This window comes from Arthrobacter sp. lap29, from assembly GCF_032458965.1.
Taxonomy (GTDB): Bacteria; Actinomycetota; Actinomycetes; order Actinomycetales; family Micrococcaceae; genus Specibacter; species Specibacter psychrochitiniphilus.
Genome location: NZ_JAUCEK010000001.1, coordinates 144,890 through 170,331 on the forward strand (window position 1 = coordinate 144,890; position 25,442 = coordinate 170,331).

Below are 25,442 nucleotides of genomic sequence, written 5' to 3' on the forward strand. Positions count from 1 at the left end.
CTCTACGCACCCTTTCCAATAGCTGCGGCCGCTTCATCGGGCTCAATTTTCTGGGCCTTGCCCTCACGCATGCGCTTGTCCATGTAGTTCACCAAATGCGTGAGCGGGATAGTCAGGCAGAGGTAAAGCAATCCGGCGGCAATCAAGGGTGAGAGGTTGCCGGTGTTGGCGGCCGAATCGTTACCGACGCGAAAGATTTCCCGCTGAGAAGGCAGAAGTCCGAGCATGTAGATCAAGGAGGAGTCCTTGATCAGGGAAATTAGTTGGTTCACCAGTGCCGGAAGGACCCGGCGGATGCCCTGGGGAATAACAACTAGGACCATTGCTGATCCGTAGCTGAACCCCAGGGCTCGGGATGCCTCGAGCTGACCCTTTTCAACGCTTTGAATGCCCGAACGGAAAATCTCGCCAATGTAGGCAGCGGCCATGAGGGAGAGCGCCAAAATACCCAAGGGGTAGGGGTTGGTGCTCCCTGTCAAGATCCGGTACACCGGGCCCAGCCCGAGACCAATGAGAAGAATGGTCAAAATGGCTGGCAGTCCGCGGAAAATATCCGTGTAAATCCTGGCGATCCAGCGCGGGAAGGGATTGCGGGAAATGCCCATCACGGCCAAGATCATGCCCAGGACACACCCGAAGAAGGCCGAGGAGACGGCCAAGATGAGGGTGTTGGGCAAACCGACTGTGAGCATTTCGGGGACTACTGCCCCCATGGCCTCCCAGTCAAAAAACGTTTTTGCGAGCTGCTCAAGTACATCCATAAATTAGGCCTTCGGAACCGTTACTGCCTTGGAACCGGGTGTCCAGTCCGCGGGCATGGGGCGGGTGGGGTACCACTCCTTGGTCAGCTTGGACCAGGTGCCATCGGCAATGACCGCATCCAGGGCGGAGTTCAGGGCATCCGTCAGCGCCTTGTTCTGTGAGTTCACAGCGTAGGCGGTGAAGTTTTGGGTGTTGACGATCTCCTCGGCAATGGCGGTGCCGTCACCGTCCTTGACCTGGCCGGTGGCCTGCTGGGAAGGAGCAACCCAAGCGTCAACCTGGCCGTTCTTCAAGTTCGCGTAGGCCGTGTTGTAATCCGCGAAGCGGACAGCCTGCAAGCCCAAGGTGTTGGTGACGTAGTCATCCTGGACGGTGCCTTGAACAACAGCGATGCGGGTTTTGTCGGTCAGATCCGCAAAGCCCTTGATGGGCGAATCAGTCTTGGCAACAACGGCCATGTAACCGAAATCGTAACCGTTGGTGAAGCCAACATTCTTGCGGCGGGCGTCCGTGGTGGAGATGGAGGAGGAGCCGACGTCGAACTGCTTGTTCTCCACCTGTGCGAGCAAGGCGCTGAAGTCAGTGGACTTGAATTCGACCTTCAGATCCAGTTTGGCGGCCATGGCGCGCAGCAGCTCGTTATCGTAGCCGGTGAAAACACCGTCCTTGAGGAAGATGTTCGGCGGGGCGTCAGAGAGTGTACCCACCGAGATGATGCCGGGGGTGGTCAAGCCAAGCTCGTCCTTCTTGACGGAGTCAAGGGGGATGACATCGGCAGTGGTGTACTTATCCAGCGAAACCTGATCGCTGCCAGCCAAAGCGTCTGTGGACTTTGCGGAGCTGGTGTCACCGGCACCGCCGCCGCAGGCAGCGAGTGAGAAGGCCAGCGTCAAGGCAACCGGGACGGTTGTGAGCCACTTTAGGGCAGATTTCTTCATCAATCGTTCACTTTCTTTACAGGTGCCCAGGCCGAAAAAAGGATCGGAAAGGGGGCGTAAGCATGGTGTGGGGAGTAAAAGAAGAACTCACAGGAGCTTCTTAGCAGGACTCAACCAACAAAACTAAATTATGTCATTCACTCCGAGAATATGGCGGATGTGAACTTATGGGCAGTCAAGTGTGGGAAGAAGGAAAGAATCTTCCGATCATTGGGCTATTTGTGCGGGCAGTGAACTGTGACCGGGGCAACGCAACGCACTACTGACGGGTAGAAAAGTTCCCGCCTTGGTGAATCGCGCCTGTGATTTAGGCCATAGCTGGGCGGGATCTTGCTAGCTGGTGGTTCAGGGCAGGACCGGCCAATCACCTTCGATGACTGCGGCAGGATCCTTGACCCGGCGCAAATAGGCCTGGAAATCGGCAGCTTGCTCTCTGGCCCACCCCTCTTGTGCTTTGTGCAGCTCGGTGGTGTCAAGGCGCAACGCGCTGTACTTGGCGGCGAGGGCATCAGCCAGCTTCAGCGTGGCCTCGGCGTCGGCAGCGGAGGTGTGGGCGTCCTCGAGCGTGATGCCGTATTCCTCGCACAAGGCCACCAAGGTTCTGCTGCCTTTGCGGAACCTGTCTAGATGTTTGTTGCAAATAAAGGGGTCAATGACGGGGGTTGCCGTGATTTGGGCCAGTCCATGGCGGTGTGCCTCACGGGCTAGCACCGTGAAGTCATAACTGGCGTTGAAGGCGATCACGGGAATGTTGTTGGCAAACAGGGTGGACAGGACGGCGCCTATCTCGGCCGTGACCACATCCGAGGGCCGCCCGTGCTCCCGGGCATGCTCGGAGGTGATGCCGTGGATGGCGGCGGCTTCCTCTGGAATGTCCATGCCGGGATCGGCCAACCATTCGTGCGTGTCCGCCACGGCTCCGGCCTCATCGAACACCACGATCGAGGCGGTGACGATCCGGGCCGTGCGGGGATCCTTGCCTGTGGTTTCCAAGTCAAAGGCGGCACGGGGATGCATATTCCAGCTAGTCATTCCATAACGCTACCGCCTGCCATGGACATTGAAGCAACGGCAGGCCCGCGGCGAACTAGGCTTGAGCCATGCGTGAGCAGTATATGGAAGCGGTTTTGGCGGTGGCGGCGCTAATCCCGTCGGCCCGGGTCCTCTCTTATGGCGATATTGCATCCCTTCTGGATTGTGGCGGGCCGCGGCAGGTTGGCGCCGTCATGTCAGCTCAAGGCAGCGATGCGCCCTGGTGGCGGGTGATCCGAGCCAGCGGTGCCGCGCCGCTGTGCCACGAAGGCCGGGCCCTGAGGCATTACCGCGAGGAAGGCACCGCCCTGCGCGGGGATGTCGGGGCGGTTGTCCCGGCCGGGAAGGCAGTCCCTTGGCGGGTAGACATGCGGGTTGCCCGCTGGAACCCTGCCGAGGCCGATTTTGACGCCATTGACGCAATCACCGCCCTCCTGAAAGAAGCCGATGCAGGCACTGATTAAGGACACGCTCGCCTGTCTCACTCACCAGCCTGCCAGCCACCTGAGAATAACAATGTCAGTGCCTCGTGATGGACTGAAAGTATGAGTACGCAAGCACAAGCTTTCTCCCCGGCGCTGACCTTGGTGCCGCCGGCCCACAATGACCGCAGCGCCCCGGTGCTGAGCCCGGATCAGGCGCTTGTGGTTGAGCTGAAGCAGGGCTCTGGCCCCGTGCTCGTTTGGGGTGCGCCCGGAACGGGGAAGTCCACCGTCCTCATTGAATCAGCTGTGCAACGGATGGAGCACTACGGCGTTGATCCCGGCGCTGCCCTCCTGCTGGCCCCGTCCCGGTTGGCTGCCGCTAAGCTTCGCGACGGCTTTAGCGCCCGCCTCACCAAAAGCTTGAGCACCTCCCCGGCCAGGACCTGGTCCTCCTATGCCTTTGACCTGCTGCGCCGTGCCAAAGTTGCCGGCCGCATGCCCCACCTGGACGGTCCGCCACGGCTCATGAGCGGTCCCGAGCAGGACCTCATCATCAGGGACCTGCTCACCGGCCACAAACTAGGCTTGGGCACGGCTCCAAAGTGGCCCGTGGAATTTGCAGATGCGCAAGAAACCCGGGGGTTTCGTCAGGAGATCAGGCAACTTTTTGACCGTGTCATTGAGTACGGACTGATCCCGGAGGAACTGGCTCAACTCGGGACCGCGAACAACCGCCCGGACTGGGTTGCTGCGGCATCGCTCTACCGCGAATACCGGGACGTGGTGGATTGGGGCAAGTCAGGTTCCTTTGATCCCGCCGGTATCATCACGGCGGCCACTACACTGCTACAAGTTGATCCGGAATTCTTGGCCCAGGAACGCAACCGGCTGCAGCTGATTGTGGTTGATGACATTCAGGAAGCCAACAATTCCGTCCATGAACTGTTGGCACTGGTGGGCCGCGGCAAGGACATCCTCGTGGCAGCTTCGCCGGACACCGTGGTCCAGGGATTTCGTGGGGCGCGCCCGGACCTGGTTGCCACCTTGGCGGACCGCTTGGCCACAGCCGAGCATCCCCTGCAGCATTTTTCGCTGACCACCTCGCACCGCATGAGCAAGCCGCTGGCCGCGGCGTGGTCGGGGGTGGCGGAGCGCATCTTCCAGATTCGCGGCGGCCGCAAGGCCCGCGAGTTCGCCTGGCCTGAAGCAGCCCAACCCGAATCAGCCCAACCCGAATCAACCCGGCAGGACGGTGGGGACCGTACGGAAGCCGTGGATACGGCGTGGCCCGTGGCGGATGATTCCTTTGTCAGTGCGCATGTGGTGGCGTCCGAGGTGCATGAACTGCGCCTGGTAGCCGAGCGTATTCTGGCGCTACAACACCTGGCCGGACACAGTTTAAGTGAGATTGCTGTCATTGTGCGGACCGGGTCAGCGCTGGCGGCGTTGCAGCGGTACTTGAGTGCGCAGGGCATTGCGGTGAAAGTTCCCGTGGCGGAAAATCCTGTCCGCGACGAGGCTGCGGTGCGTCCCTTGCTGGAAGCTTTTGGTATTGCGCTGTCCCCGGAAACGCTCGACGCCGAGGCTTGCGTTGCGTTATTGACCTCGCGTTTGGGGCGCTCAACGGCACTACACCTGCGCCGTCTGCGCCAGGCGTTGCGGCAGCAGGAACTGCACAGCGGCGGCGGGAGGGCCAGCGATGAGCTGTTGGTGGAGGCGCTGCTGACCCCGGAGAAGCTGTCCCCGTTGGGCTGGGAGGCAGCCAATGCGCGGCGGATTGCGGCTATGCTGGCGGCCGGCAGGGAGGCTGTGGCAGAGCCCGGAGCCAACGCAGAAACTGTACTGTGGGCGTTATGGGATGCCTGCGATAGTTCCGGAACATGGGAGACGCAGGCGCTGCGCGGCGGGCCCACGGGCATCCGTGCCGATAGGGACCTGGACGCCGTCATGGCGTTGTTCCAGACGGCGGAACGTTATGTTGATCAATTGCCCGGTTCCAGCCCGGAGCAGTTCCTGGATTATTTGATGAGCCAGGAATTGCCCATGGATACCCTCGCCGCCCGTGCCCAGCGTAGCGATGCCGTGGAAATCCTGACTCCGGCCAGCGCGGCCGGACGCGAATGGCCCATTGTTATTGTGGCCGGTCTACAGGAGGGGGTCTGGCCCAATACCAGGCTGCGTGGCGAGCTATTGGGTAGCCAGTTGCTCGTTGACGTGCTGGAAAATGGGGTCGAGGCGGCGCGGCAGATCGATCCTGCCGCCCGGTTGCGGGACATCCGCTACGACGAACTGCGCAGCTTCGCGGCCGCCATTTCACGGGCCAGCCGGAAGCTCATTCTCACGGCTGCCGCAGGCCACGACCTCCAGCCCTCCCAATTCATCGACCTGGCAGCACCCTATATACCCGTGACTGATTCCGGCGGTGAGTCCCAGTACCCGGTGCGGCCGGTTGAGCAGGTGCCCCGGCCCATGACGCTGCGATCGCTCGTGGCGGAGTTGCGCCAAGAATCGGAAATACATGCCGATCCTGAGGCCGCCAGAATGCTCGCCGTGCTCGCCGAACACAACGTGCCCGGCGCGGACCCGGCGCAATGGTGGGGGTTGCTGCCGTTGAGCACGCAGGCGCCAATCGTGGCGCCGGGGGATCCAGTTGTGGTCTCGCCATCCAAGGTTGAGGAAGTTCTCAAATCCCCGCTTAACTGGTTCCTCCGGGCTGCTGGGGGAGAAGCCACCACTGACTTTGCCCGCAGCCTGGGTACGCTCATCCACAGCATCGCCGAGGAAATTCCCCATGGGGCCGGCCACGAATACCTCGCCGAGCTGGACAAGCGCTGGCCATCACTGGGCCTGCCGGATTCGTGGGAAAGCGATCTGGACTACCAGCGCGCCCAAGAGATGCTGGGCAAACTGGCGCAATACGTCATCGAGGCCCGCCAACAGGGCAGGACCCTCCTGGGTGTTGAACAGAATTTCACCGTGGAGGTGGGGGAGGTACCCGCAGAGGTACACGGCGACGGCGCGGCGGAGCCTGCACTCTCACACACCGTGCGCTTGCGTGGGCAGGTGGACAGGCTCGAAGCCGATGCCAACGGAAACCTGGTCATCGTGGATATCAAGACCGGACGCAGCAAACCCACCAAGGATCAAGTGTTAGTTCACCCGCAGCTTGGCGCTTACCAGGTGGCAGTAACAGCAGGTGGTTTCGCCGAACAAGCTGCTGCTGCGGGATTGACCGGCGCAGTTTCCGGAGGTGCCGCGCTGTTGCCGCTGGGGGATGGCACCAAAACCGTCAAGACCCAGGACCAGCCGGCAATGATTGCCGGTAGTGAGAATGATCCAACCCTCAAGGTCATGGAGGCCGCCCTGCTCATGGCCCAGGCAGCCTTCCCTGCCCGTCACGGTGCAGACTGGTCGGCCCGCAGTGGCTGCCCTCTGCCCGCCATCTGCCCGCTGTGCCCGGAAGGGAAACAAATCACCGAATGAGCACTCCAAACACGCTTGAAGAAACCACAGAGCAGGCCCGGCCCGTTTTGAGCCCCTACGAGCTGGCGGACCTCCTGGGTCAATTCCCGCCCACCGCCGAGCAGGCCTCCATCATCTCCTCACCGCTGGAGCCGCTACTGGTCATAGCCGGGGCAGGGTCCGGGAAAACCACCACCATGGCGGACCGTGTGGTGTGGTTGGTTGCCAACGGGCTGGTTCTCCCCGAGGAAATCCTTGGTGTCACGTTCACCCGCAAGGCCGCTGGCGAGCTTGCCTCACGCATTCGCGGGCAGCTGGCCAAGCTCGGCACCTTGGCGCGCTCCGGTGAAGTGGAGTTAGCTCCCGCTGCGGCCGCCAGGGACGCGCTTGAACCCAAGGTCTCCACCTACCATTCCTACGCCAGCGGAATCGTGACCGACTACGGGCTGCGCTTAGGGATCGAACGGGACGCTGTGGTGATGGGTGCTGCGGACGCCTGGCAGCTGGCCAGTGAGGTAGTGGAGGGTCATGACGGAGCCCACGGACACTTCACGGCCGCCAAGTCCACGCTCATCCAATCCGTCATGGATCTGGCAGGGGAATGCGCCGAACACTTGCAGGACGCAGACCAGGTGGTGGACACCATTTCAGGCTATCTGAGGAGTTTTGAGGCGCTGCCTTACACTGCCGAGACGGCCAAGCCGCGCACTGCCGTGGTCAATAAGCAGCTCGATGTGCTGCGCACCCGGGCTTCAGTGGCCGCGCTGGTGCAAAAATATGCGGATGCCAAACGCCGCCGCAATGTCCTTGACTACGGCGACCTTGTGGCCCTTGCAGCACGTATAGCCCGGGATGTCCCGCACGCCGCCACCATGGAGCGCCAACGCTACAAGGTGGTGTTGCTGGATGAATTTCAGGACACTTCCCACGCCCAGCTACAGCTCTTCGCAGATCTTTACGGCGCCGGCCATCCCGTCACGGCCGTAGGTGATCCACACCAGTCCATCTATGGTTTCCGGGGTGCCTCCGCCGGGCAGTTGTTCCGTTTCCCAGAGATTTTTGTCAAGGCCAGCGGTGAGTACGCACCAACTGCCGAACTCACCATTGCGTGGCGTAACTCCGCCCATATTCTCTCTGCTGCGAACGTGATGTCAGCGCAGCTGACACAGGCCCAGACCCGCAAAGCCAACGCGAAACTGGCCGCAGGCTTGACGGAGCAAGAACGGGCGGCGGCCGGCCCGCGCGTGGTGGTGTCGCCGCTGCGTGAAAAGCCGAACGCCCCGGACGGTGAGGTGCGCTTGGCCCGCTACGAGACCGAGTTGGATGAAGCGCAGGCCATTGCGGATCAGATTCTGGACCGCAAGGGAGACTTCACCCACCGCGGTGGCAGTCAAGGTGCCATGACAGTGGCTGTGCTGTGCCGCCGTCGTGCACAATTTGCTCGCTTTCAGTCAGTGTTTGAGGCACGGGGCATCCCCTACGAAATTGTGGGGCTGAGCGGGCTGCTGGGGACACCGGAAATTGTGGATCTGGTGTCAACACTGAGGGTCATTGCCGATCCGGGCCGCTCGGATGCGCTGATGCGGCTGCTGACCGGGGCTCGATGGCGGATTGGGCCTGCAGACCTGATGGCTTTTTCCGATTGGGCGCGGTACCTGGCCCGGCGTCGAGAATGGGCGGCAAAGCACAGGGTGGACTTTGACGGCGCAGTATTGGCGGATGAGGCGCCGGCCGGTGTGGCCGCCGGCGGGCAGGTGGCGGCAGAGCCGGACGCTGTGCTGGTGACGGCTGACCTCGTGGACGCATCATCGCTGATTGAGGCACTGGATTATCTGAGCCCGGATTATTGGCCCGCCGCGGCGCGGCCGCTCAGTGACATTGCGCGAGGACGGCTGTTGGCGCTGCGGGATGAACTGCGCATGCTGCGCGGCTTTGTGGGGGAGGACCTGGTGAATTTGCTGGGGGTCGTGGAGAAGACCATGCTTCTGGACATTGAATTGGCGGCCAAGCCCGGCTCCAGCATTCACCATGCCCGGCGCCACCTGGACGCCTTTGCCGACGCTGCCGCCACCTTCATGGCGGCCGCGCAACGCGTGGACTTGGACGCCTTCCTTGCTTGGCTGGAAACGGCCGAATCGGAAGAGGGTGGGCTGGAAATGACTCCGGTTGAAAGTAACCCGGACGCCGTGGCGCTGTTGACGGTGCACGCCTCAAAGGGGCTGGAATGGGATGTGGTGTTTGTGCCTGGCATGAATGCCGGGGCTTTTCCCAGTAAGCGGGCCGACCGCTGGAGCACAGGGGCGAAATCATTGCCGTGGCCGTTGCGCGGGGACAGGGACGATCTGCCCGCATGGGATTTGAATGTGCCGGATCTAAAAACGTTGATGGAGAACGAGTTGCTCTTTGCCTCCGACGTTCAACTCCATGGGGAAGAGGAGGAACGCCGCCTAGCCTATGTGGCTTTTACCCGGTCACGGGACTTTCTCATGTGCTCAACCACTGTCTGGGGCAGTGGGAAGAAACCGCTTGAGCCCTCACCCTTCCTGACCGAACTGCTGCCATTGACGGAAGGCGCAAGCAAGAGCGCGGCCCTGGGGCAGTGGAGTGAAGACCCGCAAGAGGATGCAGAAAACCCTGTTAGTGCCGGAGCTGAAAGTGCGCAGTGGCCTTATGATCCGCTAAATGGTCCCGAGATTGTAGGGCGGGTGGGAGTAGCCCACAGGGTTGGCCGGCGGGAGAATGTTCAACGCTCTGCGGCAGCGTTCACAGCTGCCGCCACTACCCGGGCGGCTACACTCAGCGCGGCGGAGGCGGCTCTGGCCGGAGTGCAGGCTGGGAGCGAGGAGTTTTTGGCAGCCAATCCGCGCTGGGGTGCCGAGTCCAGTGTCCTGTTGGCGCAGGAACAGCTGGAGTCTGACCAGCTCCGGGTGGAACTGCCACCGCACATTTCTGCCTCGAGGCTCGTAGCCCTAGGTGAGGACCCGGAAAAGGTCACCCGAGCCATGCGCCGGCCAGTGCCCACCAAGCCCGGCATGGCTGCCCGCAAGGGCACCGCATTCCACAGCTGGATTGAGGAATTCTTCGCCACCACCGGCCAATTCGACTTTGACGAGGAGCCCGGAGCTGACGCCTACGTGGATGAGGCCTACGGACTGGCTGACATGCAAGAGACGTTCAAGAACTCGGCTTGGGCTGCCCGCATACCTGCCGACCTTGAGGTGCCCATTGAAACCCGTGTAGCCGATGTTGTGGTGCGTGGCCGTATTGACGCCGTGTTCCGGGACGACGACGGCGGCTGGGACCTGATCGACTGGAAGACCGGCCGGGTTCCTTCCAAGGCACAGCTGGCGGTGCGGGGCGTGCAGCTGGCCGTCTACCGGCTGGCGTGGGCAAGGCTGAAGGAAGTCCCCTTGGAGAAAGTACGTGCGGCGTTTTATTACGTTGGACAGGACAAACTCATCCGGCCAGTCGACCTTGCCGGTCAGGAGGAACTCGAGGCAATCGTCACCAACGCCTACACCGGCTGAACTGGCCCGGTCCAGGTGCCTTGGCTAGTCGGTGCCTTCGGTCTCGTGAGTTACTTTTGAATCTTTGGCTTCTTGGGGGATCTTGACGGCTATGACCTTCAACGCGGTTGTGTCAACGTCTTCCGGGGAGACAACAGCATCAGCGGCGGCGGAATCATCGGCATCCACTGGGGTCTGGGTGCTCTTAGCCTTGGCCGCCGGGGTGGCTGCAGGCTCAGGGACGGCGACAGCTTCCTGCTCCGGATCTGCAGCCGGCTCCACTACTGCCTCCACTACTGGCCTGGCCGGTTCTGCTGGCCGGGCAGGCTGGGTGCGCTGCGGTGCGGGCTGGGCTGGCTGGGCAAGCTGGGTGGGCTGCGGTGCGGGCTGGGCTGGCTGGCTCGCTGCGGGTTCCACACTGATGGGCTGGCCGCCGTGCTCGGCAATGTCGGCTTCGAGGGTGCGCAGCATGGATTCGGCATCCTCCACCATGCGGGCACTGTCAGCAGCGTAGCCCTTGACCAGCCACTGTGCCAGGGCAAATTCGGCGCTCAGGGCAGCCCGGCGGAGCAGGTGTGGATCCGGTGTTTCCTGGCGTGCACCGGCGTAGGCCTGCAATACCGTGTCAACAAAGTCCGGATCATCTACAGCAACCAGCCACGCAAAGTCATCAGCGGGGTCGCCCACTCGCAACTCGGTCCAGCCGTTGACAGCCGTGACCTGATCGCCGTCGAGCAAAATATTGTCCTCGTGCAGGTCGCCGTGGACCACACAGGCATTGAAGCGCCAGAGCGCAACATCCTCCATGGCATGTTCCCAACGGCGCAGGAGAGCTGGCGGGATCTTGCCAGTCGTGGCCGACTGATCCAATTCGTTGAGCTTGCGATGACGGAATTCATTGGCCGTATAGCTGGGAAGATCGTAATTGGTGACGAGTTCCTGCGGGAGATCGTGGATGGCGGCAATGGCGGCACCAATTTCCATGGCCAGGGTGGCGCTGCCAGCAGCGAGCTGATCCACCGTGTAAGCCTTCCCCGCAATGTGGGAATACACGAAGGTGATGAGTTCGCCCTGCCGCACTGTCCCCGCAACGGTGGGAAGTAAGAACGGCAATTCCGCCCGAATGGCAGGGGTGAAGGCCCGCAATACTTGGCGTTCTGTTTCCAGGCGGGCGCTCGCTTCGGCGTGCCGAGGCGAACGGACCCGCCAGCGGCGGTTTTCCGAATCCACTAACAACGCGGAGCAGAAATCGGCTGCATGGTCAGGTTCGGGCCCAAAAGCGGTGACATTAAGTCCGGGCACGGCGGCGCTGGCAATAGCGGCCAGTTCGATTGCAGTCATTCTTCTCACTCCTCTACCGTAGAACGCCCAGGCGCCAACCCAGCATCCTTGGTGCGGCGAGTCGTGAGAAGTCCTGCACGGATCCCACTGCACGGATCACACAACAGTGCCGTGTTGTCCACAATCACGCCCCGCGGAATGTAAAAAAATGCAGCGCATGCGTACGGTAGAAACATGACTAAACCGAACACCTCTCCCGATGTTGTGCTGGACCGGCAATGCGAGCAACGCAACGAACAGGGGTTTTTGGAGACGGTCATGTCGACGGGCACCTACAGGGCGGTAATTTTCCATAATCGCAAAGCCCTGATTTCTGAGCCCGAGCACAGTCCCGACCACAACTCTCCGGACTACTCTGTGACGTATCTGAGTCCCACACAGCTGCCCCGCGACCTGCCAGCAGGTACGCAAACGGTTTACTTGGGCAAGGTGCTTCCCGGACAGGGCCATCCTTTGGCAGCTGGCACCCCGCTGATCCTCTTCGCTCTCCCGCACGACGCCGGGGAGCTGGGATGGGTGCCAGACGGCAGCTCATTCATGGGGTACCGGGACGTTGGTCAACAATTGCGGGCTGCTGATGCGCAAATTGTGATTCAGGCCCAGGCTGTTGCCAACTGGCACGCCACCCATACTTTCTGCCCCAGGTGTGGGAACCCCATGGAGCCGATGAAAGCGGGCTGGATGAGGCGCTGCGTTCAGGATGGTTCTGAACATTTTCCCCGCACAGACCCCGCAGCGATTGTCGCCATAGTGGGTGCCGACGAACGAATCCTGCTGGCCAACAATTTCCAATGGGATGAGAAGAGATACTCCACCGTGGCAGGTTTTGTGGAGGCAGGCGAGAGTGCTGAGGCAGGCGCGGTGCGCGAAATTGCCGAAGAGGTAGGTGTCCGCCTCCACGCCCTGCACTACGTGGCATCCCAGGCGTGGCCCTTCCCGCGGTCCCTCATGCTGGGTTACATCGGCTACACGAATGACACGGTAGCCACCCCCGACTTAACAGAAGTCAGGGCAGCCAAGTGGTTCAGCCGCGCCGAGCTCCAAGGTGCAGTGTTGAGTGGGGAAGCGGTAATTTCCTCCAGAGCGTCCATTGCACGGGAGCTCATTGAACATTGGTATGGCGGGAAAATTTTGGAACCAGGTGAACAAGCGTGAGTTTTGACCCCAGCAAGCTGGGTCTGCCCGTCATGGACGCACAGACGGCAGAAGAACGGATACTCTCCGGCCTGGACGAGGAACAACGCACCGTGGCCACCACCTTGAGCGGACCCCTGTGCGTGTTGGCCGGTGCTGGCACGGGTAAAACCCGCGCCATCACGCACCGAATTGCTTATGGGGTCCACACCGGGGTGTACAACCCCAACCGTCTCCTGGCCGTGACCTTCACGGCCAGGGCCGCGGCGGAAATGCGGACCCGGCTGCGCGATCTAGGGGTAGGAACGGTCCAAGCCCGCACCTTCCATGCCGCCGCATTGCGGCAGTTGCAATATTTCTGGCCCCACGCCGTCGGAGGTCAATTACCTGGCCTGCTTGAACACAAGGCCCAGATCATTGCGGAAGCGGCTCGCCGGCTGCGTCTGCCCACCGACAGGGCGGCGATCAGGGACCTGGCCGCCGAAATCGAGTGGGCCAAGGTTTCCATGCTCACTCCGGAAACATACCTGACTCAGGCGGAGGATCGCGGGGAGCCCGGAGGCCTGGACAAGGTCACCGTGGGCCGGCTTTTTCAAGGCTATGAAGATGTCAAAGCGGACAGAAACCTCATTGACTTTGAGGATGTTTTGCTCATCACGGTGGGGATCTTGCAGGAGGATCCGCGCGTGGCCGCAACAGTGCGGGATCAATACAGGCACTTTGTTGTGGACGAATACCAGGATGTTTCCCCGCTGCAGCAACGCATGCTTGACCTGTGGCTGGGCGGCCGCGATGAACTGTGCGTAGTGGGCGATGCCAGCCAAACCATTTACTCCTTCACAGGGGCCACACCACGGCACCTCTTGGAATTTCCCAAGCGCTTCCCCGAATCCAGTGTGGTGAAGCTGGTCCGTGACTACCGCTCCACCCCACAGGTGGTCGGCTTGGCCAACAACCTGCTGGCCAACCGGCGCAGCGGGGGCATGGTTGCGGATGCGCTCTGGTCCAAGCCCTTGGAACTAGTGGCACAGCGCCCGGGGGGCCCCGCGCCGGAGTTCATGGAGTGCAGCGACGATGAGGCCGAGGCGGCAGCAGTCTCCGCAAGGATCAAGATGCTCGTGGAGAACGGCACCCCCGCTAGTGAAATTGCCATTCTGTTCAGGACCAACGGCCAGTCTGAAGCCTACGAACAAGCTCTCACATCAGCGGGGATCGGCTATCAGCTCCGAGGCGGGGAACGCTTCTTCGCCCGGAAGGAAGTTCGGGACGCGGTGCTTCAACTTCGTGCATCTTCCCGTGCTGCCGAGGATGAATCCCTGGGCCAGCTCGTCCGGGACGTGCTGGGCAACCTTGGCTACCAGGCACAAGCTCCCACCACCAGCGGCGCCGTCCGGGAACGCTGGGAATCGCTGAGCGCCATTGTGGCACTGGCTGATGAACTTGTGCTCTCCCGGAGCACACCGGAGCACACATTTTCCATCCTGGATTTTGTGGCTGAACTGCAGGAAAGGGCCTCGGCGCAGCACGCACCCACGGTCCAAGGCGTCACACTGGCCTCCTTGCACTCCGCCAAAGGTCTGGAGTGGGATGCTGTTTTCCTCGTGGGACTTAGCGAAGGTCTGATGCCCATCTCCTTCGCTGACACTCCCGAGACCGTGGATGAGGAACGCCGGCTCTTGTACGTGGGGATCACCCGTGCACGGGAGTATCTGAACTTTTCCTGGTCAACGGCCCGCACGCCCGGCGGACGGGCCAACCGCAAGCCCTCTCGCTTCTTGGACGGGTTGCGGCCCAACTCGGTGGGCGGTGCGCCCACCGGCCCGCGGATGGCCACCACCCGCAAATCCCGCAAGGTTACAGGCCCGTCGGTGTGCAGGATCTGTGGGAAGATCCTGAACACCGGGGCCGAGCGCAAGGTTGGGCGCTGCCCTGACTGCCCGCCCGGTTACGACGAAGCAGTGTTTGAACAGCTACGTGAGTGGCGCCTCAAGGAATCGGCGGCGGCTTCGGTACCAGCCTTTGTGGTGTTCACCGACGCCACCTTGATGGCCATTGCCGAGGCTGCACCTCAAGACCTCGATGAATTGGCGGCGCTGCCCGGAGTGGGGCCGGCAAAGTTGGAGCGCTACGGCGAAGCCGTCTTGGACATTGTGGCGACCGGCTGATTCTGCCACTGACACCCGCATTCCGGATGGGGGCCGAATGCCTGCTCCGTCCAGCGGCCAACGTCAGGGTGAAAAGTCATAACTGAAGACCATGAGCTGGGCTGGTTAAAGCCATCAAGGAAGATCAGCGCCTGCGTGGCTGCCGTGCCGGCTAGTGCAAGCGAGACCGCGCTGCCCTCCGTGTTCGGGGGATTTGCGGTGACGCCCGGTGGTCTCTGATTGCCCGAAGACAACTCATGGCAGGTCAGCAGCCACTGCGGATCGGCCACGGCGCGGTGCCGTTCCACACAGTCGGTACAGGCAGTTTCCCCGGGAACCACTAGGGGGCCTACTGTGCCGTTTTGTTCGCGGTGCAACACCAGAAGGTGGGCGCGTTCCGTGCCCATGAAACGGGCCATGGTGCCCGCGCTTGCACAGTCATGACCTACCACAACGGCAAGATCAAGGTACTGCAGGCTGGGACCTCCCGCCCCGCCGTCGTGCACCATATGGAGATGCAGGCCAGGGTCCAAGGCAATGAGGTGTCGCCGCAGTGCTAAGGACCGCGGGATCCCGATGTCCGCCACGGTGAACGCACTGGGGCAGACATCGGCGGCAGTGACGGCAGAGTCATCCTCGAGCATGAGCGTGCCCACGCCCGCGTTGGCCAGGACGCCCGCCAACGCGGCCCCGGTGCGCCCCAGCCCCACCAGGTGAACCACGTTCCGGGCACGCGCATCCAAGCGGGCCCTGGCGGAGTCACGGTATAGTCCCAGGAGCGCCGTCCTGTCCGGATGGAGCCGTTCTTCTCGGTAGCCCCGGATGGAAAGCTCCGTATCGGAGCACAAAACGGGGGCGAGTAAAGCACATATTTCCTGGGCTCGAGCGGCTGGTATGCCCAGAGATACCGCGCTCTGCACTACTTGGTCATCGGCAATTCCTCGACGCAATTCCTTGATGAATGCCAGATCCGTGCCCTGCAGGCCCTCCAAGATCAGCCCGCCAGGTCCCAACCCGATCTGGACGCTGTGGGTTCCCCGGCTGACCATGCGAAGAGCTGGATTGACAGCCGTCATGATGACCTCCAATGAATCCCTACCGGCAGGTGCCGTAGTTAAAATCATTGCACTTCCGGGGTGCGGCCACCGAGAGTTATCCACAGGACGGTGACCATGGCATCTTATCCACGGACAGCTGTTTCCGGGTACCCGGAAGCGGCGGCTTGGCGGTACGGTCGAAGAATGGCAGCAACACCAAGTACCCCAGCATCAAGTACGCCGGCATCAAGTACGCCAGCGCCGCGGGCCTCCCGACGCCGTGGGCCCATCGGAACGGGAACCAAAGGACCGCTGGGAGACTCCGTCTCCCAGCACCGAACCAGCAGCGGGGACCCCATTGTGGTCAGGCGGACGGCGCGGCGCAAAACCGGGCTGGCCGCGTTTTGGGAGAACGGACAGGCAGTGATCGCCGTTCCGGCGCGGCTGAGTCTAGAAGATGAACAATATTGGGTGCCGTATATGGTGGCCAAGCTAGAACGCAGTCATGCCCAACGCCCTGTACCAGCCAGCGACCACGCCTTGTTACAGCGCAGCTTTGACCTCTCGGAAACCTATTTAGGCTCCCGCGCTAGGCCTGAATCAGTGCGCTGGGTCAAGAATCAAAACGGCCGGTGGGGATCCGCCACCCCGGCGCGCAGGACCATCAGGATTTCCCATCATGTGCAGGGCATGCCCGAGTGGGTGCTGGACTATGTCCTGCTGCATGAATTGGCCCACTTGATCCACCCGAACCACAGCCGGGCATTCTGGGCGGAGCTGGCAAGCTACCCGAAGCTGGAAACCGCCAAGGCGTTCCTGCAAGGTGCCTCATTTGCCGCCTCACGGAACATCGCCGGCATGGCGCAAGGGATGGATGAGGAGCCAGGGGATGAAAATGATGATGCTACCGGGGAGGGGGCTACAGAGATACACAACTGAATAAATCCCTCTAGCCCGCCCCGGTAGCATCCCGGACGGCGTGGTTAGTCTTTGCCGCCGGTGCCCTCGGCACCCGGGCCGTCGGCACCCGGGCCGGGTTCGCCGTCGTTGGTTTTTGCTTCGCCATCAGTGGTGGAGTCGGTTTGGAAATCCTCAAAACCGCCGTCCAGCAGCTTGGCAAGTGCCGCATCAACATCCAACTCGGAGGCGTCCTCGGCGCTGCGACGTGCGCTGAAACCTGCCGCGTCATCCAGATCGGCTGAGGTAGGCAAAAGATCCGGGTGCGCCCAGATGGCGTCGCGTCCGGCAATGCCGCGCAGATCTTTCAGGGAAGCCCATAAGGCAGCGGCCTCGCGGAGCCTGCGCGGACGCAGTTCCAAACCAACCAGAGAACCAAAAGCGTGCTCAGCAGGGCCACCGGTGGCACGGCGGCGCCGAATAGTTTCACGGAGGGCAGCTGCTGCGGGCAGATTTGCGGCAGCCGCAAAAGTGACTTCGTCAACCCAGCCCTCAACGAGTGCCAACGCAGTTTCAAGCTTGGCTAGGGCAGCATCCTGCTCAGGGGTCCGGGCCGGCATAAAGACGCCCTCGGACAAGGCCGCCTGCATGGCTTCCGGATTGGAGGGGTCCAGGTTTTGTGCCAAATCCTCAATGCGGGACATGTCGATGTGGATGCCTCGCGCGTAGGACTCGATAGCGCCCAGTAAGTGCCCGCGCAGCCACGGAACTTGAACGAAGAGGCGGGCGTGGGCGGCTTCCCGCAGGGCCAAGAAGAGGCGGATCTCCTGCTCAGGAATTTCCAGTCCCTCACCAAACTCCTTAATGTTGGAGGGTAGGAGGGCCATCTGGAGATCGGCCAACGGGATACCAATATCTGTTGAGCCAAGTACTTCCTTGGACAACGCCCCCACGGCCTGACCCAGTTGCAGACCGAACAGCGCACCGCCCATGTTCTGCATCATGGAGGCGGCACCGCCCATCATGGACTTCATCTCTTCAGGGAGGTGATCGTTCATGGCGGTGGAGATGGCGAAAGCAATGCTGTTTGCCACCGGTTCGGTCAGGCGCTTCCACGTTCCGAGGGTTTCCTCCACCCACTCGGCGCGGGACCAGGCCCGGCCAATGATGGCAGTTGCGGCCAAGTCAGTAAAGGGGTCGAGCCACATTTCTGCCAGACGCAAGGCCTCGTCAACTTCGCGTTGCTGGTGGGGCGTCACGGAGGGGTCATCACCTGCGGCGGCCTTCCGGGCAGCATCGTGGGCCAAATCCCAGTTGACGGGGGTGTCTGAGGAACTGTTCATCATGGCTTGTACCTGGGAGAACATTTGTGCAAGCGCATTGGGATCCGAGGGCAGGCCGGCGGCTTTAGCTAGTTCGGCGGGGTCAAAGCCTTCCATGCCCTGTCCGCCCATAAGGTTGGCGAGCATTTCCTGAAGCGGATCCTTCGGGGTTTCGTCGTCGTTGTTGGATGGTGTGGATGACATGATGGCCCGATCGTTGGCGTGGACTCTGAATAACTTCACGTTACCGCCGCCATGGTGCGTTGTCGCCCTGTGCCTACTCACTGTTCGCTCTAGGCAAAGGGTATCTGGGCTTGGGGCTCCGCCACTACTCATTCATGGCCGACTCCCAGCCTCGGCACAAGCACAGCACATCCAGACACAGTAGGCTAGGTGGTTGGTACCCCGTTTTGACTGGCGGTGCCTGCGAGGCCCCAGAGACTTTGGAAAGGTCACAGCTTTGAGCCAGGAGACACCCGAGAAAGCGGCAGCTCCGTCGCGTACGTCCCGCGACAAAAGAATTTCCTTGATGGCAGTTTCAGGTGTGCTGGCGCTTGTGCTGGGTGTGGCCGCGGTGACTATCCCGGTGCCTTATGTTGTTGAATCTCCGGGCCCCGCCATCAACACCATTGGTGAATTGAACGGCAAGCCCATCATCACCATCTCAGGTCACGAGAGTTTTCCGCCCACCTCGGGCACGCTCGATCTGACAACAGTGCATTTGACCGGTGGACTCCCGGATAGCCAGGTTAATTTCTTTGACGTGCTTTCCTCCTGGCTCACACCCTCGCACACCGTGTACCCAGCGGAGCTCATCTACGCTCCCGGTTCCAGCCAAGATGTCATTAACAGTGAGAACTCGGCGGCCATGACTGGTTCACAGGAGAACGCAACAGCCGCAGCCATGACGGCTTTGGGTATTGATTTTCAGACAAATCTCAGCATTGCCGCCATTCCTGCCGAGAGTGCCGCGTCAGGAATTTTGAAGCCCGACGACGTCCTTCTCACCATAGATGGCAAGAAGGTCACAGACCTTGGTGTCATTCAGACTGTGCTTGCCGAGGGCAAGGGGGCTCCTGTGGAACTTCAGGTGCGCAGAAATAATGTGGAGCAGAAACTGAGCGTCACCCCCAAACAAGGTAGCGACGGCAAATACCTGCTGGGCGTCCAGATCCAAAACGTCTTCGTCTTTCCGTTCGACGTCACGATCACTTTGAGCAACATTGGCGGCCCCAGTGCGGGAATGATCTTTGCCTTGGGCATCATGGACAGCCTCACTCCCGGGGATCTCACGGGCGGGAAGCGTTTTGCCGGAACAGGAACCATCGATCCTGAAGGTAACGTTGGCGGCATCGGCGGCATTGCCCAAAAGATGATTGGCGCCCGCAGTACCGGTGCTGACTATTTCTTGGCCCCTGGTGCAAATTGCGAAGACGTGGTGGGGCATATTCCTGATGGTCTGCAGGTGATCAAGGTGGATACGCTCAAAGATGCGTACAACGCCGTCACCCTGATCGGCTCCGGCAAGGACGGATCGGGACTGCCCACATGCAAGTAACGATTGAATTTCGGTGCGTAACGATTGCGCATCATACGGAACTGGGCCCACAGCTTGTTCGTGGCACCCTTTGAAAGCACATGCAGTTTTTCTTATCCACCAGTTGAGTTAGAGGTAGAGAGTGACATCCCGCCCATACCCGCCGCCGAGCAAGTCCGTCCGGCCCAAACGTCGCAGCGCATTGATGCCCACCATCATTGTTGTCGCGGTGCTGGTCGTGGCACTGCTCTTTTTCTCCGGGGTATACACCGATCTGCTGTGGTTCAACCAGATAGGTTATTCCGAGGTTTTCTGGACCGAACGCATTGCCAAGATACTGATTTTCTTAGCAGCGTTCCTGATCATGGCCCTGGGGGTGTACTTCTCCATTCGAGCCGCCTACAAGGCGCGGCCCGTTTACGCCCCGGACAGTGAGCACGAGGACAACCTCAACCGCTACCAACTCCAATTGGAACCGATCCGCCGTGTGGTGATGGTTGGTGTGCCCGTGGTCTTTGGCTTGTTTGCCGGCACCGCAGCCATGTCCCAGTGGGAAAAGGTCATGCTGTTCCTGTACCGCGTGCCGTTTGGCACCACGGATCCCGAATTCGGTTTGGACCTCAGCTTCTACACCAACACGCTGCCGTTCCTGGGCTTCCTGGTGGGAATGCTCATAAGTGTCACAGTAATTGCCTTCATTGCCGGCATACTGACCCACTACCTATACGGGGCAATCCGCCTGACAGAGCGTGGCATCTTCGCCTCCCGACAGGCGCAGATCCACATCGCCATTTTGGCTGGGATTTTCCTGCTCCTGCTGGCTGGCAACTTCTGGCTGGGCCGTTACGCCACACTGCAGGACAATGGTGGTTACCGTGCCGGTGCCATGTTTACCGACGTCCATGCGGTCATCCCCACCAAAGCCATTCTTGCTGCCGCCGCCCTCATCGTTGCGGTGCTCTTCATTGTTGCCGCCTTCATGGGCAAGTGGAAACTTCCTCTGATTGGTACCGGCATGCTGGTTGTCACAGCCATCGTGGCCGGCGGCTTGTACCCATGGGCCATTCAGCAGTGGCAGGTGAAACCTTCCGAAGGAAGCGTGGAGTTGCCCTACATTGAACGCAACATCAACATGACCCGTGATGCCTATGGGCTGACTGGTATGGAGGTGACTCCCTATAACGCAACCATCACGGCGGAGGCCGGGGCACTACGCCAGGACGCAGACACCGCGGCCAACATCCGCCTGCTTGACCCGAACCTGATCTCCTCAACGTTTGCGCAGCTGGAACAGTACCGCCCGTACTACAAGTTCCCCAAGACGCTCAACGTTGACAGGTACACCATTGACGGCAAGGTCCAGGACGCCGTAATTGCTGTGCGCGAGTTGAACCCTGCCGGTATCAGCCCGGAACAGCAAAGCTGGTACAACCAGCACCTGGTCTACACCCACGGTTATGGTGTGGTTGCCGCCTACGGCAACACCGTTACTGCCGACGGCAAACCAGAGTTTATGCAGGCCGGCGTCCCCTCCGAAGGTGTGCTGGGCACTGATACTAGCTACCAGCCGCGCATTTACTTCGGACAGTCAACCACCGACTATTCGGTTGTTGGCGCCCCCAGTGGAACCGCCCCCATTGAGCTTGACCGTCCCCAAGGCAATGCTGCAGCAGCCACGGACAATGCCTCGGATGAGACACTGACAACGTTCACGGGCAATGCCGGTCCTACCGTGGGTAACTGGTTCAACCGGGCCATGTATGCGTTGAAGTTCCAGTCAACTGATTTGCTACTCACCAACGGTGTCAATGAGAAATCTCAAATCCTCTATGATCGCACCCCTGCAGAACGTGTTGCCAAGGTTGCCCCGTATCTGACGCTGGATGGCAACCCCTACCCGGCTATTGTTGATGGCAAGGTCAAGTGGATTGTGGATGGCTACACCACAAGTTCCTACTACCCTTATTCCCAGCAGCAGCAGTTGCAGGAAGCCACCACTGACTCGTTGACAGTTGCCGGCGGCATTGCGCCCTTGCCAAACGCATCCATCAACTACATCCGCAACTCCGTCAAGGCCACTGTGGATGCCTACGATGGTTCCGTTGAGCTGTTCGCGTGGGATGCGGAAGATCCGATCCTGAAGGCGTGGGAGAAGGTTTTCCCCACCACGGTGAAGCCGTTTACGGAAATGTCGGCAGACGTCATGTCCCATGTGCGCTACCCCGAAGACCTGTTCAAGGTTCAGCGTGAGCTGATGGGCCGTTACCACGTCACTGATCCGACCAACTTCTTCAAGAACACTCTGGCCTGGAGCGTCCCGGACGATCCCACTACCAAGGCCACTGACAAGCAGCCCCCTTACTACCTGTCATTGAAGATGCCTGGCCAGGACAAGACTGCGTTCTCCCTGACTACCGATTTCATACCGCAGGAAGTCAAGAACACCGACTCCCGCAACATTCTGTACGGCTTCATGGCCGCAAATGGTGATGCCGGCAACGTCAAGGGTGTCAAGAGCCCCGATTACGGCAAGTTGCAACTACTGCAGCTGCCGGATGCCACCCAGGTGCCTGGCCCCGGACAGGTGCAAAACACCTTCCAGTCAGACCCCACAGTGTCCGAACAGCTGAACGTGTTGAAACTGGGACAGTCTGACGTCATCAACGGCAACCTGCTCACACTGCCCATGGGTGGTGGCATGCTGTACGTGCAGCCGGTTTATGTCCAGTCAACGGGCTCCACTTCATATCCCACATTGCAGCGTGTGCTGGTGGCCTTCGGCGACAAGATCGGTTACGCCGCCACGTTGAACGAGGCACTGGACAAGCTCTTTGGCGGTGACTCCGGTGCTGTTGCCGGTGATGCTGGTGTGAACAAGGGTGAGGGTACCGGAGGTACTTCTACGGATAAGCCTGGAGTTCCCTCGGGTGGTGAGAATACGGCGCTGGCCAAGGCGCTCAGTGATGCCAATGCGGCTTTGCAAGCCGGGCAGGCCGCTCTCGCGAAGGGCGATTTTGCCGCTTATGGAACCGCGCAGAAGGCCCTGGAAACCGCTATTGCCGCAGCGATTGCTGCTGAGGGCGCGGCGGTAGTGCCGTCCACTCCGGAGGCCACGCCTTCGGCAAAGGAGAGCGCCAAACCCTAGCGCCGCCGTCGTCATTGAAGAGTAAAAGGCCCGGTCACCTCATGGTGGCCGGGCCTTTTTCTGCCCAATTTCGCCAGGGAGACGAAGGTCACGTGCTCTCAGTTTTACCTGCGGGCGAATGGACGGTAAAGTAATAATCACATCGCGGGGTGGAGCAGTTCGGTAGCTCGCCGGGCTCATAACCCGGAGGTCACAGGTTCAAATCCTGTCCCCGTAACTCCACAAGAAAACCCCTGGTCCTCGGACCGGGGGTTTTCTGTTTTTCACCAGTGTGCTGGAACGCAGGCAGTCTCAGAACGGCACCAGGAACTCCGTTGCCGTATTGCTGATGAGATGTACAAGACCGCGGTGACTAGGAAAATACCCCGTAGCAAAAGGTACGGGCTGCCGTCTCCGGTGAACGTGAGCATCCCATCCGCGAGCATCTTGGCTGTGCCGGTCTGGGTGATGAACGCTGAGAGTGGAATCATGCGAACCACCAGAATCAGGGCTTGTCACACCATGGAACGGTGGGCGTGGCCAATCGTGAGAACCCGCGCCAGGACCATGGCCGCCAGCAGCGCTGTAACGGCGGCCGCTGACGCATTCAGCAAGTAACGTGCGGACATCGCGCATGTGCCGGCGAACCCCGCTATAAAGCACTGCGAACACTGCTCACCCGTGCCGATCTACTGACTGAGAGAAAAACACGCTTGGGAGGCGTATTGGCCGTTGATGTGTTGGCCTCCTTGGACCTACCCGGAACGTCCAATGGCTCAACTGAAATAATTAATGGAGGACTGGAATACCTCCAAGGATTCGCACTCGGCTTCCGCAACCTCACCAACTACGTCACCAGATCACTGCTGGAATCAAGCTGATTCAGACCGAAACAAAACTCTCAATTATGACGAGTTTGTGTACCTCATCGCCCGAGGCAACTACATGACCAAGCGCAGTCAGCAGGCTGCAACCTCGGCGCAGCAGCAAGGCGGGGAATGCTTGCGCTTCGTGGCCAGCACCCAGAGTCCCGCAGACCAGATTTCTGCAGTGAAGTCGCTGTTCAATGCCAGAACCATTACTGGGAGCGAATACGCACAGCTGAAAGCCAAAGCATTTGCCTGACCTTTTTGGCACCACAAAACGCTAGAATCAGCGAAGACGGCTGCGGACTCCGTACGGGTCTGCAGGTGTCTTTTCCATGACGGGAACCTACGAAAGCGGCGGAACGCAATGTTCAATAACCACGATGCACTGGCCTGGCTGCTGCTGGCAGGACATGTGGTCTTGGGCGCCGTAGCCGTGGCATACATTTCTGCCCGGCGACGGCCAGCTACTGCCATTGCCTGGATGCTCACTATTATCTTTATCCCCTACGTGGGTATCGTGGCTTTTTTGCTGGTGGGTTTCACCCGGCTGCCAAAGGCCCGCAGGGACAAGCAACGTCACGTCAACGAGTTGATTCTGGCCCGCACCGAGGGGCTTGACCAGCACAGCCACAGGGAAGACTGGCCCAAGGGCCTTTCCACGCTGGTCACCCTTAACAACAACTTGGGCGCGTTGCCCATGGTGGGCGGCAACAGCGTTGAATTGCTCCCGGACTACCATGGCTCCATTGCCGCCATGGCCCGTGAGATTGATGCGGCACAGCGCTTTGTGCACGTGGAATTTTATATATTGGTCCACGATGCAGCCACCAAGCCCTTCTTTGATGCGTTGGAGCGAGCTTGCCAGCGGGGCGTGACAGTGCGGGTGCTCAGCGACCACCTGGCCTCCTTGATGAACCCTGGCAGGAAGGAGACCTTGTCGCGGCTGGCTGTGATGGGTGCCGAATACCACGCTATGCTGCCCTTGCGTCCGTGGAAAGGGAATTGGCAGCGGGTGGATCTTCGCAACCACCGCAAACTGGTGGTGGTCGACGGGCAGGTGGGCTTTGCTGGATCGCAAAACATGGTTCATGAGAGTTACAACAAGAAAAAAAACATCTCCCGCGGGCTTCGTTGGCACGAATTGATGATGCGGGTCCACGGCCCTGTGGTGCGCGAGCTCGACGCCGTTTTCGTCACCGACTGGTTTAGTGAAACCAATGTCCTGCTGGAACTGGATACCTCACCGGTTGTGCTGGACCAGGCGTCGCACCTGGTGGATGCCCAGGTGGTGCCCAGCGGTCCCAGCTTTGAAAACGACAACAGCCTGAAACTCTTCGTCTCCATGATTCACCAGGCCACCGAGCGGGTCAGCATTACCAGCCCCTACTTCGTACCGGAAGAATCAGTGCTGTTGGCGATCATCAGTGCGGCCGGGCGCGGCCTGTCTGTGGAACTATTCGTTTCCGAGATTGGCGACCAGGCGATGGTTTACCATGCCCAACGCTCCTATTACGAGGCGTTGCTGCGCGCCGGCGTAAAAATCTACCTGTATAAATCCCCGGAAGTGCTGCATTCCAAGCACTTCAGCATCGACTCGGATGTCGCAGTGATCGGCTCGTCAAACATGGACATCCGCTCGTTCTCACTGAACATGGAGATATCGGTATTGATCCACAGTGCCACCTTCGTGACACAGATGCGCGAAGTGGAGGACAGGTACAGGGCCAACAGCAGCGAGCTTGAACTCCATGATTGGATCAAGCGGCCCCGGTGGGAGAAGTTCTGGGACAGCGCGGCCCGGCTGACCTCCAACCTGCAATAGCCTGCCCCCTCCGACGCTATCGCACCAATGGCGCGTTTTTTCACAACGCTCTCTCACTAGTGGCAGGTTCAGCCGTGGCCCGGTCTTGGG

At 60.6% G+C, this 25,442-nt stretch carries 16 protein-coding genes, 1 tRNA gene and 1 pseudogene; 12 read left to right on the forward strand and 6 right to left on the reverse strand.

Annotated features, from left to right (window positions below):
• Positions 1-2: 2 nt before the first annotated feature.
• From RY113_RS00680 to RY113_RS00690, 3 genes are all read right to left on the reverse strand, one after another.
• A complete protein-coding gene (locus tag RY113_RS00680; protein WP_179442460.1) occupies positions 3-761 on the reverse strand; it encodes an amino acid ABC transporter permease in 759 nt (252 codons plus the stop codon).
• A gap of 3 nt (positions 762-764) precedes the next feature.
• On the reverse strand, positions 765-1,700 hold the full coding sequence (locus RY113_RS00685) for an ABC transporter substrate-binding protein (RefSeq protein ID WP_179442553.1): 936 nt from the start codon (positions 1,698-1,700) through the stop codon (positions 765-767).
• A gap of 345 nt (positions 1,701-2,045) precedes the next feature.
• On the reverse strand, positions 2,046-2,732 hold the full coding sequence (locus RY113_RS00690) for a 3'-5' exonuclease (RefSeq protein ID WP_110107032.1): 687 nt from the start codon (positions 2,730-2,732) through the stop codon (positions 2,046-2,048).
• Positions 2,733-2,800: 68 nt separating this feature from the next.
• Here RY113_RS00690 and RY113_RS00695 point away from each other — a divergent pair, with 68 nt between their 5' ends.
• The 3 genes from RY113_RS00695 to RY113_RS00705 all read left to right on the forward strand — a co-directional run bounded on the left by RY113_RS00695 (position 2,801) and on the right by RY113_RS00705 (position 10,146).
• Positions 2,801-3,196: an MGMT family protein gene (locus tag RY113_RS00695; protein ID WP_315912937.1), complete on the forward strand. Its 396-nt coding sequence runs from the start codon at positions 2,801-2,803 to the stop codon at positions 3,194-3,196.
• Between the two features lie 81 nt (positions 3,197-3,277).
• Positions 3,278-6,640: an ATP-dependent DNA helicase gene (locus tag RY113_RS00700; protein ID WP_315912938.1), complete on the forward strand. Its 3,363-nt coding sequence runs from the start codon at positions 3,278-3,280 to the stop codon at positions 6,638-6,640.
• A complete protein-coding gene (locus tag RY113_RS00705) occupies positions 6,637-10,146 on the forward strand; it encodes an ATP-dependent DNA helicase (RefSeq protein ID WP_315912939.1) in 3,510 nt (1,169 codons plus the stop codon). Before RY113_RS00700 ends, RY113_RS00705 begins: the two co-directional genes overlap by 4 nt.
• Before the next feature lie 24 nt (positions 10,147-10,170).
• Here the strand turns inward: RY113_RS00705 and RY113_RS00710 are convergent, their stop codons facing one another.
• Positions 10,171-11,466 carry a phosphotransferase gene (locus RY113_RS00710; protein ID WP_315912940.1) on the reverse strand — a complete coding sequence of 432 codons (1,296 nt, stop codon included), beginning with the start codon at positions 11,464-11,466 and terminating at the stop codon, positions 10,171-10,173.
• A 174-nt stretch (positions 11,467-11,640) separates the two neighbouring features.
• Between RY113_RS00710 and nudC the strand changes: the two genes are divergently transcribed.
• Together nudC and RY113_RS00720 are read left to right on the forward strand one after the other, a co-directional pair.
• Entirely contained in the window at positions 11,641-12,621 is a 981-nt protein-coding gene (nudC, locus tag RY113_RS00715) for an NAD(+) diphosphatase (RefSeq protein ID WP_315912941.1), read from the forward strand.
• A 32-nt stretch (positions 12,622-12,653) separates the two neighbouring features.
• On the forward strand, positions 12,654-14,765 hold the full coding sequence (locus tag RY113_RS00720) for an ATP-dependent DNA helicase UvrD2 (RefSeq protein WP_315913335.1): 2,112 nt from the start codon (positions 12,654-12,656) through the stop codon (positions 14,763-14,765).
• Here RY113_RS00720 and RY113_RS00725 read toward each other — a convergent pair.
• A complete protein-coding gene (locus RY113_RS00725; RefSeq protein ID WP_315912942.1) occupies positions 14,726-15,868 on the reverse strand; it encodes a ThiF family adenylyltransferase in 1,143 nt (380 codons plus the stop codon). The genes RY113_RS00720 and RY113_RS00725 overlap by 40 nt on opposite strands.
• Before the next feature lie 117 nt (positions 15,869-15,985).
• Between RY113_RS00725 and RY113_RS00730 the strand changes: the two genes are divergently transcribed.
• Positions 15,986-16,720 carry a YgjP-like metallopeptidase domain-containing protein gene (locus RY113_RS00730; protein WP_315912943.1) on the forward strand — a complete coding sequence of 245 codons (735 nt, stop codon included), beginning with the start codon at positions 15,986-15,988 and terminating at the stop codon, positions 16,718-16,720.
• A gap of 44 nt (positions 16,721-16,764) precedes the next feature.
• Here the strand turns inward: RY113_RS00730 and RY113_RS00735 are convergent, their stop codons facing one another.
• On the reverse strand, positions 16,765-18,204 hold the full coding sequence (locus RY113_RS00735) for a zinc-dependent metalloprotease (protein ID WP_315912944.1): 1,440 nt from the start codon (positions 18,202-18,204) through the stop codon (positions 16,765-16,767).
• A gap of 325 nt (positions 18,205-18,529) precedes the next feature.
• Between RY113_RS00735 and RY113_RS00740 the strand changes: the two genes are divergently transcribed.
• The 6 genes and pseudogenes from RY113_RS00740 (at position 18,530) to cls (ending at position 25,352) form a co-directional block, all read left to right on the forward strand.
• A complete protein-coding gene (locus tag RY113_RS00740) occupies positions 18,530-19,558 on the forward strand; it encodes a PDZ domain-containing protein (RefSeq protein ID WP_315912945.1) in 1,029 nt (342 codons plus the stop codon).
• A gap of 184 nt (positions 19,559-19,742) precedes the next feature.
• Positions 19,743-22,682, forward strand: coding sequence for a UPF0182 family protein (locus RY113_RS00745; protein WP_315913336.1), 2,940 nt, complete (start codon positions 19,743-19,745; stop codon positions 22,680-22,682).
• A gap of 143 nt (positions 22,683-22,825) precedes the next feature.
• Positions 22,826-22,899 (forward strand) — tRNA-Met (locus RY113_RS00750).
• Positions 22,900-23,263: 364 nt separating this feature from the next.
• Positions 23,264-23,542: pseudogene (locus RY113_RS00755) on the forward strand (ISL3 family transposase); the annotation flags it as partial.
• Between the two features lie 64 nt (positions 23,543-23,606).
• Positions 23,607-23,786 carry a hypothetical protein gene (locus RY113_RS00760; protein WP_315912946.1) on the forward strand — a complete coding sequence of 60 codons (180 nt, stop codon included), beginning with the start codon at positions 23,607-23,609 and terminating at the stop codon, positions 23,784-23,786.
• Between the two features lie 108 nt (positions 23,787-23,894).
• A complete protein-coding gene (cls, locus tag RY113_RS00765) occupies positions 23,895-25,352 on the forward strand; it encodes a cardiolipin synthase (protein ID WP_315912947.1) in 1,458 nt (485 codons plus the stop codon).
• Positions 25,353-25,442 lie beyond the last annotated feature (90 nt).

Coding starts and splice junctions, on each gene's coding strand:
- RY113_RS00700 (WP_315912938.1), top strand. CDS start 3,278: ATGAGTACGCAAGCACAAGCTTTCTCCCCGGCGCTGACCTTGGTGCCG.
- RY113_RS00745 (WP_315913336.1), top strand. CDS start 19,743: ATGCCCACCATCATTGTTGTCGCGGTGCTGGTCGTGGCACTGCTCTTT.
- RY113_RS00710 (WP_315912940.1), bottom strand. CDS start 11,466: ATGACTGCAATCGAACTGGCCGCTATTGCCAGCGCCGCCGTGCCCGGA.
- RY113_RS00730 (WP_315912943.1), top strand. CDS start 15,986: ATGGCAGCAACACCAAGTACCCCAGCATCAAGTACGCCGGCATCAAGT.
- RY113_RS00695 (WP_315912937.1), top strand. CDS start 2,801: ATGCGTGAGCAGTATATGGAAGCGGTTTTGGCGGTGGCGGCGCTAATC.
- RY113_RS00685 (WP_179442553.1), bottom strand. CDS start 1,700: ATGAAGAAATCTGCCCTAAAGTGGCTCACAACCGTCCCGGTTGCCTTG.
- RY113_RS00740 (WP_315912945.1), top strand. CDS start 18,530: ATGGCAGTTTCAGGTGTGCTGGCGCTTGTGCTGGGTGTGGCCGCGGTG.
- RY113_RS00735 (WP_315912944.1), bottom strand. CDS start 18,204: ATGTCATCCACACCATCCAACAACGACGACGAAACCCCGAAGGATCCG.
- RY113_RS00690 (WP_110107032.1), bottom strand. CDS start 2,732: ATGACTAGCTGGAATATGCATCCCCGTGCCGCCTTTGACTTGGAAACC.
- RY113_RS00760 (WP_315912946.1), top strand. CDS start 23,607: ATGACCAAGCGCAGTCAGCAGGCTGCAACCTCGGCGCAGCAGCAAGGC.
- RY113_RS00680 (WP_179442460.1), bottom strand. CDS start 761: ATGGATGTACTTGAGCAGCTCGCAAAAACGTTTTTTGACTGGGAGGCC.
- RY113_RS00725 (WP_315912942.1), bottom strand. CDS start 15,868: ATGATTTTAACTACGGCACCTGCCGGTAGGGATTCATTGGAGGTCATC.
- RY113_RS00705 (WP_315912939.1), top strand. CDS start 6,637: ATGAGCACTCCAAACACGCTTGAAGAAACCACAGAGCAGGCCCGGCCC.
- RY113_RS00720 (WP_315913335.1), top strand. CDS start 12,654: ATGGACGCACAGACGGCAGAAGAACGGATACTCTCCGGCCTGGACGAG.
- cls (WP_315912947.1), top strand. CDS start 23,895: ATGTTCAATAACCACGATGCACTGGCCTGGCTGCTGCTGGCAGGACAT.
- nudC (WP_315912941.1), top strand. CDS start 11,641: ATGACTAAACCGAACACCTCTCCCGATGTTGTGCTGGACCGGCAATGC.